The 18,370-nt window shown below is 39.0% G+C and carries 18 protein-coding genes; 1 reads left to right on the forward strand and 17 read right to left on the reverse strand.

The features are described 5' to 3' along the window. Positions 1–284: 284 nt before the first annotated feature. Positions 285–1,460, forward strand: coding sequence for an SH3 domain-containing protein (locus FA727_RS14625; protein ID WP_136832083.1), 1,176 nt, complete (start codon positions 285–287; stop codon positions 1,458–1,460). 388 nt (positions 1,461–1,848) lie between these two features. On the opposite strand, the gene FA727_RS14630 is transcribed toward FA727_RS14625, so the two are convergent. The 17 genes from FA727_RS14630 to FA727_RS14710 form a co-directional block, all read right to left on the reverse strand. Further along, positions 1,849–2,844 (reverse strand): tRNA dihydrouridine synthase, encoded by a 996-nt coding sequence (locus tag FA727_RS14630; RefSeq protein ID WP_136832085.1) that lies wholly within the window; start codon positions 2,842–2,844, stop codon positions 1,849–1,851. 191 nt (positions 2,845–3,035) lie between these two features. Further along, positions 3,036–3,530, reverse strand: coding sequence for a nucleotidyltransferase domain-containing protein (locus tag FA727_RS14635; protein ID WP_000253894.1), 495 nt, complete (start codon positions 3,528–3,530; stop codon positions 3,036–3,038). Positions 3,531–3,630: 100 nt separating this feature from the next. Next, a complete protein-coding gene (locus FA727_RS14640; protein WP_001286136.1) occupies positions 3,631–4,209 on the reverse strand; it encodes a hypothetical protein in 579 nt (192 codons plus the stop codon). Positions 4,210–4,236: 27 nt separating this feature from the next. After that, positions 4,237–5,151 (reverse strand): hypothetical protein, encoded by a 915-nt coding sequence (locus FA727_RS14645; protein WP_000998178.1) that lies wholly within the window; start codon positions 5,149–5,151, stop codon positions 4,237–4,239. A gap of 38 nt (positions 5,152–5,189) precedes the next feature. Next, entirely contained in the window at positions 5,190–6,014 is an 825-nt protein-coding gene (locus FA727_RS14650; RefSeq protein WP_136832087.1) for a hypothetical protein, read from the reverse strand. A 59-nt stretch (positions 6,015–6,073) separates the two neighbouring features. Next, a complete protein-coding gene (locus tag FA727_RS14655) occupies positions 6,074–6,313 on the reverse strand; it encodes a single-stranded DNA-binding protein (protein ID WP_000567890.1) in 240 nt (79 codons plus the stop codon). A 140-nt stretch (positions 6,314–6,453) separates the two neighbouring features. Beyond that, positions 6,454–7,350 (reverse strand): DUF2268 domain-containing putative Zn-dependent protease, encoded by an 897-nt coding sequence (locus FA727_RS14660; RefSeq protein WP_001167590.1) that lies wholly within the window; start codon positions 7,348–7,350, stop codon positions 6,454–6,456. Next, positions 7,334–8,110 carry a MerR family transcriptional regulator gene (locus tag FA727_RS14665; protein WP_000062149.1) on the reverse strand — a complete coding sequence of 259 codons (777 nt, stop codon included), beginning with the start codon at positions 8,108–8,110 and terminating at the stop codon, positions 7,334–7,336. Before FA727_RS14665 ends, FA727_RS14660 begins: the two co-directional genes overlap by 17 nt. Positions 8,111–8,260: 150 nt before the next feature. Next, on the reverse strand, positions 8,261–9,832 hold the full coding sequence (locus FA727_RS14670) for a recombinase family protein (protein ID WP_000301253.1): 1,572 nt from the start codon (positions 9,830–9,832) through the stop codon (positions 8,261–8,263). Positions 9,833–9,835: 3 nt separating this feature from the next. Continuing rightward, positions 9,836–10,285 carry a recombinase family protein gene (locus FA727_RS14675; protein ID WP_000267062.1) on the reverse strand — a complete coding sequence of 150 codons (450 nt, stop codon included), beginning with the start codon at positions 10,283–10,285 and terminating at the stop codon, positions 9,836–9,838. After that, positions 10,249–11,811: a recombinase family protein gene (locus tag FA727_RS14680; RefSeq protein ID WP_136832089.1), complete on the reverse strand. Its 1,563-nt coding sequence runs from the start codon at positions 11,809–11,811 to the stop codon at positions 10,249–10,251. The genes FA727_RS14675 and FA727_RS14680 overlap by 37 nt, the downstream gene beginning before the upstream one ends. A 61-nt stretch (positions 11,812–11,872) precedes the next feature. Then, positions 11,873–12,112: an SHOCT domain-containing protein gene (locus tag FA727_RS14685; protein ID WP_001071508.1), complete on the reverse strand. Its 240-nt coding sequence runs from the start codon at positions 12,110–12,112 to the stop codon at positions 11,873–11,875. A 178-nt stretch (positions 12,113–12,290) separates the two neighbouring features. Next, complete coding sequence (locus tag FA727_RS14690; protein WP_000776688.1) at positions 12,291–12,992, reverse strand: N-acetylmuramoyl-L-alanine amidase; 702 nt, start codon at positions 12,990–12,992, stop codon at positions 12,291–12,293. A 31-nt stretch (positions 12,993–13,023) separates the two neighbouring features. Next, positions 13,024–13,464 carry a phage holin family protein gene (locus FA727_RS14695; RefSeq protein WP_000659472.1) on the reverse strand — a complete coding sequence of 147 codons (441 nt, stop codon included), beginning with the start codon at positions 13,462–13,464 and terminating at the stop codon, positions 13,024–13,026. Between the two features lie 76 nt (positions 13,465–13,540). Further along, positions 13,541–15,895, reverse strand: a complete 2,355-nt coding sequence (locus FA727_RS14700) for a hypothetical protein (protein ID WP_041184639.1) — start codon at positions 15,893–15,895, stop codon at positions 13,541–13,543. Positions 15,896–15,911: 16 nt separating this feature from the next. Beyond that, on the reverse strand, positions 15,912–16,415 hold the full coding sequence (locus tag FA727_RS14705; protein WP_000415659.1) for a hypothetical protein: 504 nt from the start codon (positions 16,413–16,415) through the stop codon (positions 15,912–15,914). A gap of 17 nt (positions 16,416–16,432) precedes the next feature. Then, positions 16,433–18,370, reverse strand: coding sequence for a siphovirus ReqiPepy6 Gp37-like family protein (locus FA727_RS14710; protein ID WP_000424787.1), 1,938 nt, complete (start codon positions 18,368–18,370; stop codon positions 16,433–16,435).

Genomic DNA, 18,370 nt, shown 5'->3' on the forward strand with positions numbered 1-18,370 from the left:
CAAAAAAATTATACTCTAGGAAAGAAGGATAACAAAATTCAAGTCAATCACCCCCACTTTAAGTGCACGATAATGTAGGTTAAAAAACGTCCTCAAGTACGTATTTTGTCAATAAGCGGACTGATTTAAAGATGTCGACTCTTCATGATTCCTTATTTGTTGGCTCTATATAGGATGGTTTATGTTACCATTGATTAGAGTCTAGTATTTTGATATAAAGAGGTTAGTATTACCAAATTTTTGGAAAGTTTTAAGACTTTTTCACAAGAAGGGAAAACTAAAATATGAAACGCACTAAGAAAAAACTATTAATTGGTTTCTCTACTATTCTTGTAGTTGCAGCATTGGCATTTGGTTTATTTCAAATAGTCACAAACAACACGCAAGAAGTAGCCTCAACTCAACAAACAAAGGCAACTGAAAAATCCGATGTGAAGAATGAGGATGTCAAAAAAGCTGATAAAGTTGAAGGCAAGAAGGAAGAAACAGTTGAAGAAACAAAGGTTGAACCTGTAGAGGCAAAAGAAGAAGCAGCGAAAACTACAAATAAAGAACAAAAAACAGAATCTCAAACTGTAGCTCCTGTAACTAAAGCTATTGAACCCGTAACCAAATATGTAAATATTAGTTCATTAAATATGCGAAGTGGTCCGGGTACAAATCACGCTGTCATCCAAAGCGTTACAGAAGGACAAGCCGTAACCATTACCGAGTTAAGTGATTCTTGGAGTAAAGCGAGTGTAAACGGCAAAACAGGTTGGCTTTCTAGCAAATATCTATCGGATACGAAACCAGTTGTGAAGACAGTAGAAGCTCCAAAACAGTCTACAACTACTTCAAACACACCAGCTCCTTCAGCCCCTCAAAACGATGCTGATAAATTGAAATCAATAAGTGGAAATCGTCAACTTATTCTTGTTACAACAAATGGTACTAGCTCAAGAAATGCGACAATCCAAACATTTGAAAAAGACGGGAACGGAAAATGGAAACGTGTCATGAATGTTACAGGTTTCATTGGAAAGAATGGTTTTGGTAAAACCAAAGAAGGCGATGGTAAATCACCAATTGGAAAATTCACAATCGGCACAGCCTTTGGACAAAAAGGGAGTCCTGGGACGAAACTCCCTTGGAGAAATATCACTTCGGATGATGTTTGGGTAGATGACCCCGAATCCTCTCTTTACAACACTTGGCAATCAAGAAGCGCCACACAAGGTCAATGGACAAGTGCAGAAGATATGACTCACAGACTTTATGTATACGGGTTTGTCATCAATTACAATACAGCTCGTACTCCATACAAGGGTAGCGCCATCTTCTTTCACACCGGAAGCAGCTACACATTAGGTTGTGTCGCTACATCTCAATCAAATGTAGTGTCGATTTTAAAATGGTTAGACCCTGCTAAGAATCCAACCATCATCATGACTCCTACACAACAGTTAGCAAATTACTAAGACTCTTTATAGCCCGCATTTGCGGGCTTTTTTTCATTCCTCTACTAGTTAGCACTAACCTTTTTAGCAAGTTGAACCATCCGGTCATGATCATACTCATAGATTTGTAGATAACTCTGACAGAAGTAATCCCTGTCGTGCGTCTCAGATTCCACATCTATAGCTCTATTTCTTGGACAACCACCTTAACACAATCTTAAATATGGACAACTTCTACATTTCTCGGGCAAATCCGGTTTCATCCCTTGGATATTCTGACCACTATTCCTTTTCTAACGTTTTTAAAAAATATCATGGTGTTGAACCAAAACAATTTTTGGAGGAAAAAATGGGCTGACATGAGTCGAGTTCAATCCCGCATTCATGTCAGCCCTTTCCTTATATCATTCTACACTTCCACACTTTCTTTTCCAAAGCTATCGAGCATAGCACGCACTTCATTTGTTGACTTTGTGCTCATCAATTGATTTCTCAATTCGCCCGCTCCTCTAAATCCTTTAACATAAATCTTGAAAAAGCGATGAAGAGCTGTGAATGGACGTGGCTCTAATTCTTGTGAATATTTATCATGGAGATCGAGATGCAATCTCAAGAGATCAAGCAATTCCTCACTACCATGTTCTTTCGGCTCTTTTTCAAAGGCAAATGGATTTTTAAAAATACCACGGCCAATCATAACTCCATCAACACCATATTGTTCCACAAGCTTCAAGCCCATTTCACGGTCAAGGATATCCCCATTGATCGTCAGAAGTGTATCTGGAGCAATTTCGTCACGAAGCTTCTTGATTTCAGGAATCAGCTCCCAATGGGCATCTACTAGGCTCATTTCCTTTCTAGTACGCAAATGAATAGAAAGATTCGCGATGTCTTGTTTCAATATATGAGTTAGCCATTCCTGCCACTCACCGACTTCCGTGTATCCAAGTCTAGTCTTCACACTTACAGGCAATCCTCCTGCTTTTGCCGCTTGGATGATTTCTGCAGCAACTTCAGGACGAAGGATAAGGCCACTCCCCTTCCCTTTAGATGCTACATTTGGCACCGGACAACCCATATTGATGTCGATACCCTTATATCCAAGTTCAGCCATACCAATACTCATTTGTCGGAAATATTCAGGCTTATCTCCCCAAATATGCGCCACAATTGGTTGTTCATCCTCTGTAAAAAGTAAGCGTCCTCGCACACTTCGATTTCCCTCAGGATGACAGTAACTCTCCGTATTGGCGAACTCTGTAAAAAATACATCTGGTCGACCTGCTTTACTTACTACATGGCGAAATACAACATCCGTCACATCTTCCATTGGTGCAAGTACAAAAAACGGTTGTGGCAATTCACGCCAAAAATTCTCTATCACTTCAAACTCAAATCCTCTCATTACTATTTCAATACCAACTTCGTCACTACTTCTACATGGCTCGAGAGGATAGAATGAATGTCATTTGAGTATGTCCGTTCTCGGAAACATATCCACTGCATTTTTGACACTATCGGTAGACGGGAACATATCGACTACATTAGCTTAGTTAAATTGAACGTGCTCTTCAGCTTAAAATTGGAATCCGTTTGTTACTTGTATTCACTCGGAACAGGAATATTAAATCTCTCGCACAATAGTTTTACATCATGCATATCATTTTCATCATGCTCATAGCCTAGATGAAATAACACTTGATTTTCAGCATCAATACATCTGACCATTTTATCGCCTATTTTCCCAATACCACTAAATACTTTTGGAGGATATGCTTCTCCTTCAAAAACAATGTATCCTTGTTCGTTGAACTTAAATATATGAAGGTCAATTATCCTACCTTTAGTATCCTTCCAAACCGTGTGAGATGTGGTGGTATATGCTTCTGTAACTTCAACAAAACCTTTTTCTTTTAATATCTCAACAAACTTTTTACTATTACTTTCCTCCACAAATAAATCAATGTCGTTGTGTGCTCTTGTTTCTTCTTCTAATAATGCATCTACTCCCCAACCTCCATCAATCCATATGTTAATTCCATTTTCTTCAGCGTATGTTATTATCTCAATGGCGTCAGTTTTACTTACCATGTAATCCCTCCGTTCAAATTTCTATCTAATTTCATAACATCCCGAAAAGTAGCCATGCTAAATTCCTCCCAGGTAATACTGTTAATTCACATAATCTAACTTAATAGCGCCTTTTCATATCCTCTTCGTAGGCGGCTAGAATACGCTGATATTCTTTTGGGTCATCATTCTCACAGTCCAGTTTTATCACTCGATCCACAATAGGGTCTAAAGAATCAGGGTTGTACCAAGGCTCCTTAATTGTAAGATATATGATTTTTTTGGTTTTTTGACGTTCAGCCATTTCTTTTAACATCTGAATTTCTTTTTCATTTTTTGTTACACTTTGAATCGGCCATATAATCATAAAGTCAAATTCATAATTATCGTATTTTTCACTATTGCCTTTAGTGGTTAGATTATCAAAGAAGATTGTAAGATTGGATAATTTCATTCCTTGCCCATATTTCTTCGGTACGTTAACTTTATAAAGTTCCGCCCATCGAAAAAAATTATCCATTCCATCTTTTGTTGTATGAATTAAATTAATTAGTCCTTTCAAGTTCCCTTGAGAATTCAAAGCTTTAAGAAGAGCCTGATGCTTTTCCTTGTCAGCAATACCTCGTAGTAATAATGTTTTTTCTGTTTCATTGTTCAAGAAATCAATAATCTGATCATATGCATTTTTTACGTCGGACATATTATTCACCCCTTCATTCAAAAATCACTATTTGTTTTTTGAATATACCCAAAATAAAATGCTATCTGTTAGTCTCAAACAAAACAGTGCATCTTCAATTGTTGGCGATTCAATAGTATTCTCATTCCTATGAGTCCCGTAATCAGACATCATAGAGTAAATCATATAAATTGTTTTGGTCTTTGTCAGCTTTCCATCTTTATTTTCGTTAAAAAAATCTGCTAAATCTTCTTTTTTTAGATCTGATTTAAGAGCCCTATCTAAGTCGGCGACCGTTGCAGTTGCACTGTCTCCGCTAGTGTTAAATACACCTCTCATCCACTTTGCGAAATTTTCAGTCCCTTTATATTTTGAAAATATACTTACGATACTTGTCCTACATGATTCAATACAAGCTCCTGAATGACCTTGTGTATAAGCATCAATTGCCGATTTGTAAGCATCATATACTTCTTTGTGGTTACTTTTTATCCATGATTCAACAGAAAACATCTCACTTACTCTGGCAAAATCACTTTCCATGCAAGCAGAAACTTTAACTTTATCAAATTCAATGGTTATACTTAACCCTAAAATCTCGTATAGTTTAGCTAGTTCTTCAAAGTCTTCATCGCTTTCTTCAGAAATATATCTTACATTGAAAGATTTAGTTATTTCTTTTAGCAGATTGATGATATCCTCATGCCTGTTTTCCTTATATAAATCCGAGAAAATACTATCTAAACCTAGAAACACATCGTATTCCTCGTTATTATTCTCAAATTTGTGTGCATAGCCTTGATTGTAGAAATAAGGTACTAGGTAGTCTATATATTTTTCGTAAAGGTCATTAAGCCCCAAGCATTTTAATCTGGCCTTAAATTCTGAATTTTTCTTTATAAAAAATCCTGGTCTGCTAACAATCTCTGCAATTTTTGAAAGAATTATTTCTTTATCATTCATTTTTTCACCCCATCTATGTTCATAAATCTATTGCTTTTTCAAAGCAATAAAACCATCTCCAAATACTCCTGCCAATAATCACTATCGCCTTCTATGTCGTAAAGCCAATAATACATTAACAGTATTTCAAATTCTTGCTTTCTTCCTTTTGTGAAGGATTTTTTCGGCATCTTTCTATATAGTGAATCAAGGTTAAAGAGATTACTTTTCTGCTTATAATCGTAGTCGTACTTCCTCCAAGTATATTGACTCTTCTTTCTATGCGTTGATGGCCAAAGATCCTCGTTGTCATAAAAACTACTTATCCAACCATAGGCAAAGGCAAGAATATTAACCTGATACTTTGCCCAGGCTTTATCGATCCAATCAGTTATTTCTTCTGTTATTGATGGTATTCCGAAATTAAACCTTTGTTCGCTTTCTACCCTATGATAGTCTTTTATAAAAATAAAAAGCATCTCTGTTTGGTCCTTAAGAAACGGCAACTTTTTAATGAGCTGCGAATAGCAATCATAGGAAGCATTTCTAAATTCACTATCAGTACTATACAGAAAGAAAAACTCATTCGCCTTCATAATATTTCCAATGTGTTTGTGTATTTGCTTTCCGTATTCATTGTAAATACCAACAACCCATTCTCGAACTTCAGGGTCATACTCCCTAAGCTGCTTCCGATACTTATCTAGCTTTTGATCATGGAGTACCGTTTTTTCTTCGGCCTCGGTAATATTCAAATAATTACTAAAATACTCGAATACATAATCAACGCAAATTCTCATATTTTGTGTACGGGCATCAATGTCAAATTCATTGAGCTTATCCTCTTTTTTTCTGCGTGCAATGTATTCCTCTATACTTAGCATGTATTCACCGCCTTTCATATATGATTTTTCTATTCATTAATGAGATTTATAAAAACTCATTACAAATTAATCTTTTTGTATCTTTGCTGATTTGAAGAAGTCTTTTCAATAGCCTTTAAATTATCATTCATTTTACTAACCCGATTAAGAAATAAAGTTCCAAGCAAAAGCCGGTCCTTTCTTGGTATCCTGTTCCATACGTAACCCTTAAACAGATCCTTAACTAGAAAGACTTCACCTTCATTCAACTTTTCAGTTTCTCTGATAGCTTGTTCTAGTAACTCGTTAACATCAATCATCTTGTCCTCTCCTTATCAATAATAATATCAACAACATTGTTAATAATATTATATACACACTACTAACTTTTTTCAATTACAAAATAAAAACCGCCAACCAAAAGAATTTATCTCCTGATTAACGGTCACAAATGAGTTATTTATTTTGTAAATAGTTCGCAATTGTATAATATTTCCTTTGTATCAAGTAAGGTAGCTTCTTCTATTCCTACATTATTGACTTTCATAAAGGATTGTACCGCTTGGTAACCCACTGCATAACCAGCAAATGGTGATAAGCCAACAGGTTGATAGCCCTGTTCTTTTGCAATAGTGTCACCAAACATATAACTACTAACCTCAGCAAATCCTTTAACATCTAGTGACTCCTTTATTATCTCTGTTGAATATTCCAAGTCCTCTTTGTCAAAAGAAGTAACCCAAGGTCCTAAAAATTCATCACCATACAGTTCTCTTGCAAAAGACTCTGCCAACCCCTCTATAATTAAGTAATCACCAACAGTAACGTTCCCATGATCCCAATCAAAATATGAAAAACGGATATTATGATGAAATTCATGTGCAATTACAGCAGGTATCTTCGGAATATTATAGGAATTAGGATAAATAGATACTTGAATAAAACCTGGGATTCCACCGAACCCACAATATCCCTTTTGCAATTCGAGCTTTTTTGGATCAGCTATATACATTCCAAATTTTAACTCATCGGCATTTATTTTCAGATTATTTTTTTGAATAAAATTAACACAGATCTTCAAAGTGTCATAGGCAGTTTGAAGAGCTTGAATTTCTTTTAGCATCTCTAACGCAATCTTTCCAGTTTCGGTATTTGATATATCAAGGTAACCAAGCATTTTTGTAGCCATTATTACGTCATATCCATTAGGTTGATTTGCCTTTAATGGAACGTTAATGATATTCCACATTTTTTCAAAGGGCTTCATCATTGAATATCGATAGAAGTCTTCTCTCTCTTCTTCCATACTAAATAATTTTTCATATTGTTTAATTGTATCTTCAATTACTATTTGCATTGCTACCACCTTTCTTCTTTTGATTTACTGAAAAAATTTTCATTGCCTCACTCATAAACTTGGCCAATCCTTCACTATACTGATCAATGTTTTGTGTAAAGCGTTCATCTTCAATATAGAGTTGGCCTAATCCTTGGAAGGCATCAAGAGAATACTTACCAAAATTCTTATTTAAAAAGTCATACCATTCTTTAATCGTTTTTTGTACTTCTTGCGAGTTAGGAGAATAATTGCGAAGTTGTACAAGTTTATTGAAAATCACATCCCAATTTTGAGATAAATCTTGTTGTTCATCTATAGCCATGTCTCTTAATTTTGCGCTTATCTCATCAACAGGTTGATCCCCCCAACGCATGCGAGCCTCTTGTTCATACTGGTTGAGTCTAAAGTTAATACCCTCAAACCTTTCTTCGTTCGACATTTTAATTTCTCCCATCGTGTGTTTAATCGTTTTATCAATGGTTTCAATCATTTTATCGACTCTATTTCGTTTCTCAATTAACATTTTCCGTTGTAAGATTAACGCTTCCTGTTGATTAAATGAAGGGCTATTGATAATCGTTTTAATCTCCTTCAAGGAGAAATCAAGCTCTCTGAAAAATAAAATTTGCTGTAATTTTTCAAGATCCTCTTCAGAATAAAGCCGATAGCCAGAATAGGTGGTTTCTTTTGGAGTTAATAACCCAATCTGATCATAATGATGAAGTGTACGAACACTAACACCAACCAATTCAGCTACTTCTTTTACTTTCATACTCATGTCTTATATGCACCTCCTTCAGTTGTCATTATAAAGTATCACGTAACGTAAGGGTCAATAGTTAAATGAGGTAATTCAAACCCTGATCTTGCAGAAAAACCACCAACCAAGAGAATGATTTATCTCCTGACTGACGGTCAGCCACTAATGTTATATTTCTATGCCTATCTCAATCCCAGACTTGAATTCAACGGTGAGCTTATCTTCATATATCGTTACTTTCTCAATAAGTCGCCTTACTAACTGTTCATCATACTCCTCCAATTCGCAGGATTGTTCATTCAAGAAATCAGTCATATCAGCGATTCGTTGCCTTTTCCCTTCTCGCTCTGCATTCTCTACAAGTGCATTTTGCTTCAATTCACGAAGGTGGTAAATTTCATCAGCCACATCCTCATAGTCATTCTTTGACTTTGCTTGGATAAGAAGCTGTTGCTGTAATTCTTCCAATTTGCCATCAATATCATCGGTGGTATGATCATTTTCTTCATTAAATATAGTAGCTATGTTTTTCTGTAAGGTTGAGAGGAATGGTTCTTTGTTAGCCAAAAGTTCGTTAATAGCCTTAACCACTGCTGTCTGCAATGTTTCCTCATTTATGGTAGGGGCAGTGCATTCAGAATCCTTCTCCTCCAGACGGCTGACGCATCGCCAAACAATTGACTTGTATCCTCGGTTATTCCAATGTACCCGTCTGTAAATATCACCGCACTGTCCGCAGTAAACAATACTCGATAAAGCATACTTACTGCTATATACTCTCTTTTTACCGCCCTTGCCACCCCGAAGATTCGCTCTTCGAACCATCTCTTCTTGAACCTGCATAAAAAGGTCGCGTGGAATGATAGGCTCATGGCTGTTTTCCACATAATACTGGGGAACGATGCCGTTATTCTTGACTCGCTTTTTAGAAAGGAAATCAACCGTATATGTTTTTTGTAGAAGGGCATCACCGATGTATTTTTCATTCTGCAGTATCTTTTTCAGTGTTTCTGGTCTCCATTTGGCTTTGCCTGCCGCTGTTAGAATACCGTCTGCTTCTAGTCCTCTTGCTATTTGTAAAAGGCTGGCTCCCTCTAGGTACTCCCTGTAAATCCGTTTAACAACCTCAGCACCCTCTGGGTCAATCACTAATTGCTTGTTTTCATCCTTGGTGTATCCAAGGAAACGCTTGTGATTCACCTGGACTTCGCCTTGCTGATATCGATACTGAATACCCAGCTTTACGTTCTGGCTTAAGGACTGGCTTTCCTGTTGGGCAAGGGATGCCATAATGGTCAGCATGATTTCGCCCTTGGAATCTAGTGTGTTGATATTCTCTTTCTCGAAGAATACGGCGATGTTTTTATCCTTTAACTGCCGGATATATTTAAGGCAGTCCAACGTGTTTCTGGCAAATCGGCTGATGGATTTTGTGATGATCATATCAATATTTCCTGCCATGCACTCTTCAATCATGCGGTTGAATTCATCTCGCTTTTTGGTATTTGTACCTGTGATGCCATCATCCGCAAAAATCCCTGCCAATTCCCATTCCTTGTTTTTCTTAATATAATTTGTATAATGTTCAATCTGTATGTCATAACTTGAAGCTTGCTCCTCACTATCCGTTGAAACACGGCAATAAGCGGCCACTCGTATTTTGGGTTTGCTTTCACTATTTTTATTATTTCCGATTCGTTTAATTGCTGGAATGACTGTTACATTCCTACTCACTGCCACTTGTTACACCTCGCTTTCTATCAAACTGTAGGCATATTCCGCCTGCTTGTATGGGTCGTCATATTTTTGCACTAGAGGTTTTGCTTTGAACTTTATAGGATAATCCGTTTCCGGTTCGTCTTTAGGTTCCCATATCCTTCCTAGCTTTTTTGCTCGTTTTCGTTTTTCTACTCTTGCTTTTTCAAAGGTCTCCTCATCAATAATTGGAGGGTAGAATTCATCGCCAAGGTAGTGCTTGTTTTGCAACATCTTACTTGCTGTGGCGTGGTAGCAGTCTATCCCGGCTTTTTTAGCAGCCCCCTTCAAAGAAAGTCCTGCCAAGTACCCTGAAAATAATTCCCTTACTTTTTCCGCTGCTATATCATCTACAACAGCCTTTCCATCTTCAATTCTATATCCATAGGGTGTGTGACCCATTAATTCACCAACCTTTCCTTCAATGTGATTCCACATTTTAATTCAAATCCGACTTCCTCTCGTGAAAAAACAATAATCTTTTCTACGTAATTTTCAAACAGCTCATCCTCATAGGCTGTGAGCATTTTGGACTTAGTGGCAAACCTAAGTAGATGATTAACTTCCTCTACCTTAGCAAGATTTCCATTGACGAAACGAGTAAGTTGATCCTTTTCAGCAAGAAGCCTTTCTCTTTCTTGTACCAGTGAGTTCTTTTCCTTATTGTAAAGAGCAGGTTCCAGATATCCTTTGGCCATTAAACCCGTAAGCACCTGGCTCTGCTCCATGTTGTTTTCAATCTTAATTTCCAACTCTTCAATTCTATGAAAACTCGCTGCATTGTTCTGGTTACGTAACCCCTCCAAAAGTGGTCTTAATATGAACTTCTGACCGAATATGAGTTTATTCATCATCGAAACAAATGCAGTCTTTATATCATCATCTCGTATGAACTGCATAGAACATTCCGTTATATTGCTTATATGCTTACTGCAACACCAAGCGATGTATTTTCTTCCAGATGAATGAATCCGTCTTTTAAAGGTACTGCCACATTCAGAGCAAATAATTTTACTGGAGAAAGAATATCGATTTAGATATTTGCTGTTGCGTTTTTCGATGCTTTTTTCTTTTGCTCTCTGATTAAGAATGGCATCTACTGCTTGAAAATCCTCATGGCTGATAATTGCCTCATGATGGTTTTCTACTAGATACATATTTTTCTCACCATAATTAGTGTGCCTGTTAAAATGGCTGTCAGTATAAGTCTTTTGTAAAATAACATCGCCAGTATATTTTTCATTGGTCAGAATCCCTCGAATCGTAGTAGCTGTCCAACGACCGCGTCTTTTTGAAGGGATACCCTTTTGATTAAGATCATTTGCAACTTTCTGTGTACCTTTTCCCGATAATACCTCTGCAAAAATATACTTCACAACTTCAGCCTGCTTGGGGTTTACTATCATCTGACCGTCAATATTTTGATACCCATATGGTGGGTAGGAAATTTTAAAGGTTCCGTTTTGAAATCGTCTTTGAATTGCCCACTTAGTATTTTCTGAAATGGAAATTGACTCACTTTCTGCAAGCCCACTTAAAATGGAGAGCATCAATTCACTTTCCATTGAACCCGTATTGATATTTTCCTTCTCAAAATAGATATGAACCCCAAGGTCTATCAGTTTTCGAACCATCTCCAAGCAGTCTGTAGTATTTCTCGCAAATCGGCTGATGGACTTTGTAATAATTAAGTCAATCCTTCCAGTTTCACAGTCTGATAACATTCTAAGCAGGTCAGAGCGGTTTTCCTTTTTCGTGCCACTGATTCCCTCGTCATAATATAAGCCTGCATATTCCCATTCTGGATTCGCCTTTATATAAGTCTCATAATGAGCCTTTTGCGCTTGCAAGCTGACTAGCTGTTCATTACTATCTGTTGAAACTCGGCAGTAGGCAACTACTCGTGTTTTTGGCTTAATAAAAGAGTTGGCTAGATTCCCTTCTATTTTCGTTATCTTTTTCATCCTCTCACCTCCTTCTTGGTAGGTCACATATTACCTCTGAAACCCTTATATATCAACGGTTTCAGGGCATTATCTCAGCTAAAAAGGGGGAGAATGTTTGGCGATTGAGTGCATCTATCTTGTTGAATTCTACTTCAGTTATTAAGCCTTTTTCGAGCATCTTTCTCAGCAATTTTTCTGCCTGAATATAATCAAACTCACGTTGTAACTGTTCCTGTGACACTCTCTTAAGTGCGGTGGTGTTTTTGTCTATAACCTCATCCGAGATCTTCGTAACTTTTTTATCCTCGTGCTGATTCACTAGGAATCACCTCCTACCTAATAGCCGTGGGAACAGGTCGAAGTTGAGGATTTGTAGAATTTAATTAAATCAAGGCATAAAAAAAGAGCCTGCAAGGGAAGAACCCCCGCAGGCTAGATAAATTAATAGTTTAATATTTTATTTAGGAATCTCGATGATTTTTAACTCGCTCAATTTGTTAATCATACTTAATAAATGCATCCGTAAAGCCTGCCTTTTTAGCCTTGGCAAGCTGTGCCTCAGCATTTGCTTTGTCCGAATATGCACCAATTTGCACACGGTAATATTTCTTATTCACCAGCTCAACTGTTTTATTTTCAGCACTTAATAGTTTCTTCACATCCACTCGAAAGGTGTCCATACTCTTCCCATGTTTAGGAAACCAGTGCATCACATCCCCATGATTGCTGGCAATGCCTCGTTTATAACCTTCGCTATGGCAGATGATATCCTTCTCACTAAACCTATAGAGTTTGCAGAGATATACACAAAGCTCTACAGATTCCTTATAAACGGCAGAAAAATACGAGGCATCGGTTAGACTGTCCTCGCAGATTTCAAATCCTATATGAGTATTGTTCGCAGCTCCGCCAGCATGCCAACCTCGGTGATTCCAAGGCAATGTTTGATAGGTGGCAATAGAGCCATCTGCTAATTTACCAATAAAGGCATGAACACAAACTTGACGACCTCCAGGTTTATCTTGATTCCAATGGTTGTTGTACTGGTTCTTTCCAAGCAAACCGTCGTCTGGGCCAACATATCGCTTGAGCCACGGGTTATTGGCTCCGGTCGAGTGAACCATAATACCCTTTGGCGTTATGGTTTTACCCGCTTTGAAGCAGGCATTGTTCGTAAGTAATAGTTTGCGTAACTTCATTAAAATCACCTCTAATCAAATATTAAGTCAATCATCTTCCACCACCAGGCTTAGGCGGTTCCCCATCACGTCCATGTAGTTGCTGTAAAACCGATTTTAGGTTTTCTGGAATAGGCAGTCCAATATGTCCAGCGTTCTCTAAAATGGATACTCCTTCATTACTTAGGTAGAAAAAGATTACTGCTGTTCGTAAAATGCCACTGTTTTCTCCAATACTAACCAAAATTTGTGTATCGATAATATGAGCGATGCCTACCATTATAAAGATGAGTACCTTTTTGAAAATTCCCTTAGCACCGATTTCGCTATACAGTTTTTTGTTTACAATTGCACAAAAGACACCTGTCAGGTAGTCAATGATCACAAAGGCTACCAGTGCATAGAGAAATCCGTCATAACCTCCGAGAAACCATCCAAGAAATCCACCGACTGCGGCAATAGCCAGCTGTATCCAATTCCAAATCTCTTTCATTAATAGACACCTCCATTTCGTGTATTTCCATATATAAAAGCGCCCTTGCAGATGACAAGAGCGCTGAATATTACCTTTACATTATTTGAATTAGATCATGAATTTGTTGCATTACATCCGCCTTTGGTCGTCCTGTACCGAAAGGTAGCCATGTGACTGGTGGTATATCGAATGCCTGCGAAGAATCAAAGCCATTAATCATTATAATAATTGAATCAATAGCCTTGCGTATTTCAACGATATGAAATGGCCAATTCTTAACAGTGGTCTTTCCTGTGATGATCTCCTCTTTCCAAGTCACAGGAGATAGATTGTAATAGCTACGCACTCTATTTACAGCAGTTCGAAGCGTCTGAATATGTGCTGCCTTCACGTGTGTCACATTTGGAGTGATGATTTCAAAAGGTAATGCCAATATAGTAAAGGTACGAACAACTTCTGTACTTTTTGATTCGATATCACTGTCAAGACAACGGACAGTAACCGTATGATTTCCTACTGAAAGCGGTTCAGCTTGGTAAACCGTCTTGACCCCATTACCAAGGTAGCCGCTTATGGAAAACCGCTCAGGTTGGTCTACGCTGTTTTGCCATTCACCTGAATCAATTTTCACCTCTACTATTTGCGTTTGGCCATCTGGTTCGATACCAGTTGTAATCATAAAACGTGGTGTGGCGTTATAAGTAAAATTGCCAGACCTTGGACAGTCCACTATCGGTGCTACAGGCGGGCTGTTTTTCTTTACCGAGTTACTGACAACATAGGCAGACACTGCATCAAGAGCATCTGTGACGCTGATTCGATAACGGGTATACCGACCAGCTATTTGTGAAGCATTTACCTGAAGGCTACCCGAGGTATTGCTTGAAATAATAGTCGTCAGTGCTACGTATGCCGACCAATTCACACCATCTGTCGATGTAGACTGTTGTATGACATACTGCTTAATCGCACTGGTTCCAGGTACCGTCCCACTCCATGAAAGATTTATTGTATTAGCTTCATATATAGGAGGGTTTGCGGCAAAAATAGTCGGTGGTATGGGCAGTATGTTTTTACGAACAGTATTGCTGGAAATAGTCCAGTCTGAGTAATAATCCTCACCAGCCGTACCACGAGTTCTTATTCGAAACCGACGATAATGGCCACGTATAGCAGGTGGACTGACATTTAAAATACTGCTTGTTGCAGAAGTATTGACTATAGCCAATGCCAACCAGGCACCCCAATTGATGTTATCGTGTGAATCACTGTACTGTATTTCATAGGAAGTGATAGGGTTACCTGCACCGCCAGATGCTCCGCTCCAAGAAAGAGTGACATTTCCTTCAGATAATGTTGCACTTACCGTGCAAAGGGTCGGTGCTGCACAAGCTGTGACATTACAATAGATACTATTGCTGACTTTTTCTATTGAATAAACATCCAATGTATCAATTGTCCAAATACCAAATTGAGTATATGTTCCTGGAGTCCTTGAAACTATTGGGTTATAGCTCCCTCCGCTTGCCGCCAGTGTCAACGTGGTCAACACATTCCACGCACTCCAAGTATTATTATCCGTAGATGTGCGACTGGCAATTTGATATCCCTTAATTGGACTGGTACCGCTAGATGCTCCGCTCCAAGTAAGTGTGATAGTCTCATTACTATATGCCGCAGGGGAGGCAACAGCAGTCGTCGCTGGCTTTGGCCCAGTATTTCTACGGACACTGTTTGTGGATACTTTCCAGCTAGAGTAATAACTAGCTCCTGCTGTACCACGGGTTCGTACTTGAAACCTTCGATAATTACCTCGGGTGGGAGGCGGTGCAACGGATACACTACCACTTGTTGCTGTGGTGGTCAGCGTAGTCAAGGCAGTCCATGCTCCCCATGTGACATTATCGGTGGAATCGCTATATTGAATCTCGTAACTAGAAATTGTATTATTGATCCCCCCAGAAGCACCGCTCCAAGAAAGAGTCACATTCCCTTCCGCAAGTGTTGGAGAAACCGTACAAGATGTTGGGGCTCCACAAGCTGTAGTAAGCAATGGAGAACTTAATACCGTATAGCTTGAATTGGTAATTACCCCAGAGGATAATGGCAATCGTCCATCAGATACCACTTTGAATGTGACTGGCTGTGTTGCATTACCTGTAGTAGAAGCACAGGTCACCGAAACATATCTGAGCCTTGGTGTGGTCCCTTCCCAGTTATCTCCGTCCGCCGCTTTAATACGTACCTGTGAAGAAGAACCATTTACAGTCATAGTGCAAAGCAATGCATAACCACTACGGATAAAGGAACCTGATGAACCCAACGCAGCGGATATGGTGAAGTTGTATCTCATCTGACTATTATTTAGACGGCTTTTGGTATAAGTAATTGTGTAATGGACGGTCGGGCTAGAACCCGCCTGCAGAGTGATGCCATTAATATCCGCCACTTACACTCACCTCCTCCTATTCATAAACAGCCGAAACTAGCGAGTTTACCAGCCCACAAAGGCTAGTATTCAATCGGGTATCTATAATGTTATTTGCTGAAATCGATGTAGCCGCCGAAGGTACTAGAACATCAGCAATGCCAAGTTCATAGACATCGCTTGTTCTTGTCAGCTCTGGGGCTATGGGTGATGCTGTGGGAGTACCCGTGACAATGGCAAGCTGAATGTTTCTCGTAATTTGACTTAACCGAACCACAACCCTGTCTATGCGAGGATTGCTTCCGTCTGCTGTAGCGAGGGGTTTATTTAAAACATCTGTATTTTCATATCGATAACCATTAATCCATGCACTGCCCGCTGCTATGCTCACTGCCAACCCAATCCCTGGAGACACCAGAAGGTTTGTTGGTGTAGAATAAAATACACCATTCGAGACAAGGCTTCCAAAATATGCAGCGAAATCTGTTGCGTCATAGATTCTATCTCCATCAGATGAGTTGAAAAATCCACTTTTCTCCATAAACTATTCCCTCCTTACTAAACGGTTTTTGTGTACTCTATAACTACATAGCCTGTATATGCAGTTCTATCATTGCCTGGTTCGACTACAATGTCGGTCATATTCACGAAGAGTCCGATTTGAGATGCAAAGTTGTTGTAACGAGCAAGGGGCAGTGGCAAGAAAACACTCCCATTCGTGACAAAACCGGTTAAACTGACAACAGTGCTGAGGTTTGCTATACCATGAGGTACATGTTTTGGTGTTGTATCCGTAAGCGAACCGAGATTTATCTCTTTACGATAAATCGTCTTGCCATCTATCCATAGCCGCCCTGTGTTTTGTTCTGTAGTTGAGTAGTCGCTAAAGGAGGATACCATTTTGGCAGCTGTAATTGTTCGGTCTGCCATTTTCAAACCGGTGACTGCTCCATTGGCAATCCTTGAAGTAGTGACAGGTTCATTATTGATATTAAGCCAGTTTGCTTGACCAGAAGGATTGTTAAATACGAAAATAGAAATCACATAAAATGTCATGGTATTACGAGAAATAAAGAAACCCATCGCCCTCTGAAAGCCATTCCCCGTGTTATCCCCGTTATGCTTTACCAAAAAGACATGACCGTCATCACTTGGCTGGTCACTAAACTTATTGCCATTCCATGAAGTGAAATAAAAGGCATCTCCAGGGTTCATCTGGTGCAACGCATATTGACCAATCGATACAGTACCTGCTCCCACATTAATTTCGAGTGCAGGTAGTTTTCCATACAGATTGTTGAAAGTAGATGCAACATTGTCTCCTTGAATCTCTAAATCTACCTCCGTCAAGTCACCCAAGGTTTCCTCTACAGTTCCCAGCGTTTCCTCCACAGTTCCTAAAGCTTGGGCAATTTCGGATATGCCAGTTGGTGCCATTATTGCTGTTTTAACTTCAATCAAGTCGGAGCGGATTTTTTGTGCTATCGTTAACTCAGCTTTTCCGAATACTACACTGATACTCTGACCGTCTGCATCATAGGTTTCTTCAACTTCTGTTATGCGCGTCGTCATGGATACACCCCATGCTTTGGAAATGACTTTGACGCTCTGCCCAAGGTCGAAGTCTATCTTATATGTCAAATTGCCGTGTGGATTGACCGATGTATCAAATGAATAGCGTATCGCTTGCTCACTCAGCTTACTTTGACCCCGAAAGATTAGTGTATCAATGTAATCAGAGCCAAAGTCTTCCTCTCGCAGATCCTTAGCATCCACAAAAATTTCATGTCTTGTCTCACCTGAGCCACTTGTAATTGCAACAAAAGTTCGGTCTGTACCTTCTCCTTCGCCACCAACGAGGGCAGTGTTGGCATAATCTCCAGCACTTATTGTGTAAATCTGTTCCGTAAGGTTTTCAAATTCCTTAGAAAATACCGCTTGTGATTCCGTTCCTCTATACAACGCCACAGTAAAAATCCCTGTCGCAGGAGTGAATACGGTCTTAACGCCAATATCCGAAGCAACACATAGTCCCGTCACGGCATCCATTAAATTTCGATACGATACCTGTGTGCTAATAGGAACATTTAAGTTTGGGGCAGAAAAGGATAGGTTCGAAATCTTCCTTGCTGTATCAGAAGGATTGATGAGATTATTATTTATCAGTTGCTCCACACAGACAGATATGTCACCAGACAATTTCTCCGTTTGCCAAACAATGCGGCGGGAGAGGAAGGAAGTTGCAAAGCGTCCACTTGCAGTAATAATTTCATGCTCGGTTTGAGAAAGTTCCAGATGCTCAATGATCCCGGCTTCCTCATCATCATTTTTCCAGATGATATTCCCTTCCTTTAAGAGTTCTGTATTCTCTGGAGTTGCTATCGCCTTTAACTCAAATGAGCCACACTGGGAATAGCGTCTCGTCCAGCGTAAGTACTCGAAGGATTCAACAATGCCTGCAAGCTCCCGGTTTGAATTGTAGATATACAGTTCCAT

Source organism: Robertmurraya kyonggiensis (genome assembly GCF_005116465.1).
Lineage (GTDB): Bacteria > Bacillota > Bacilli > Bacillales > Cytobacillaceae > Robertmurraya > Robertmurraya kyonggiensis.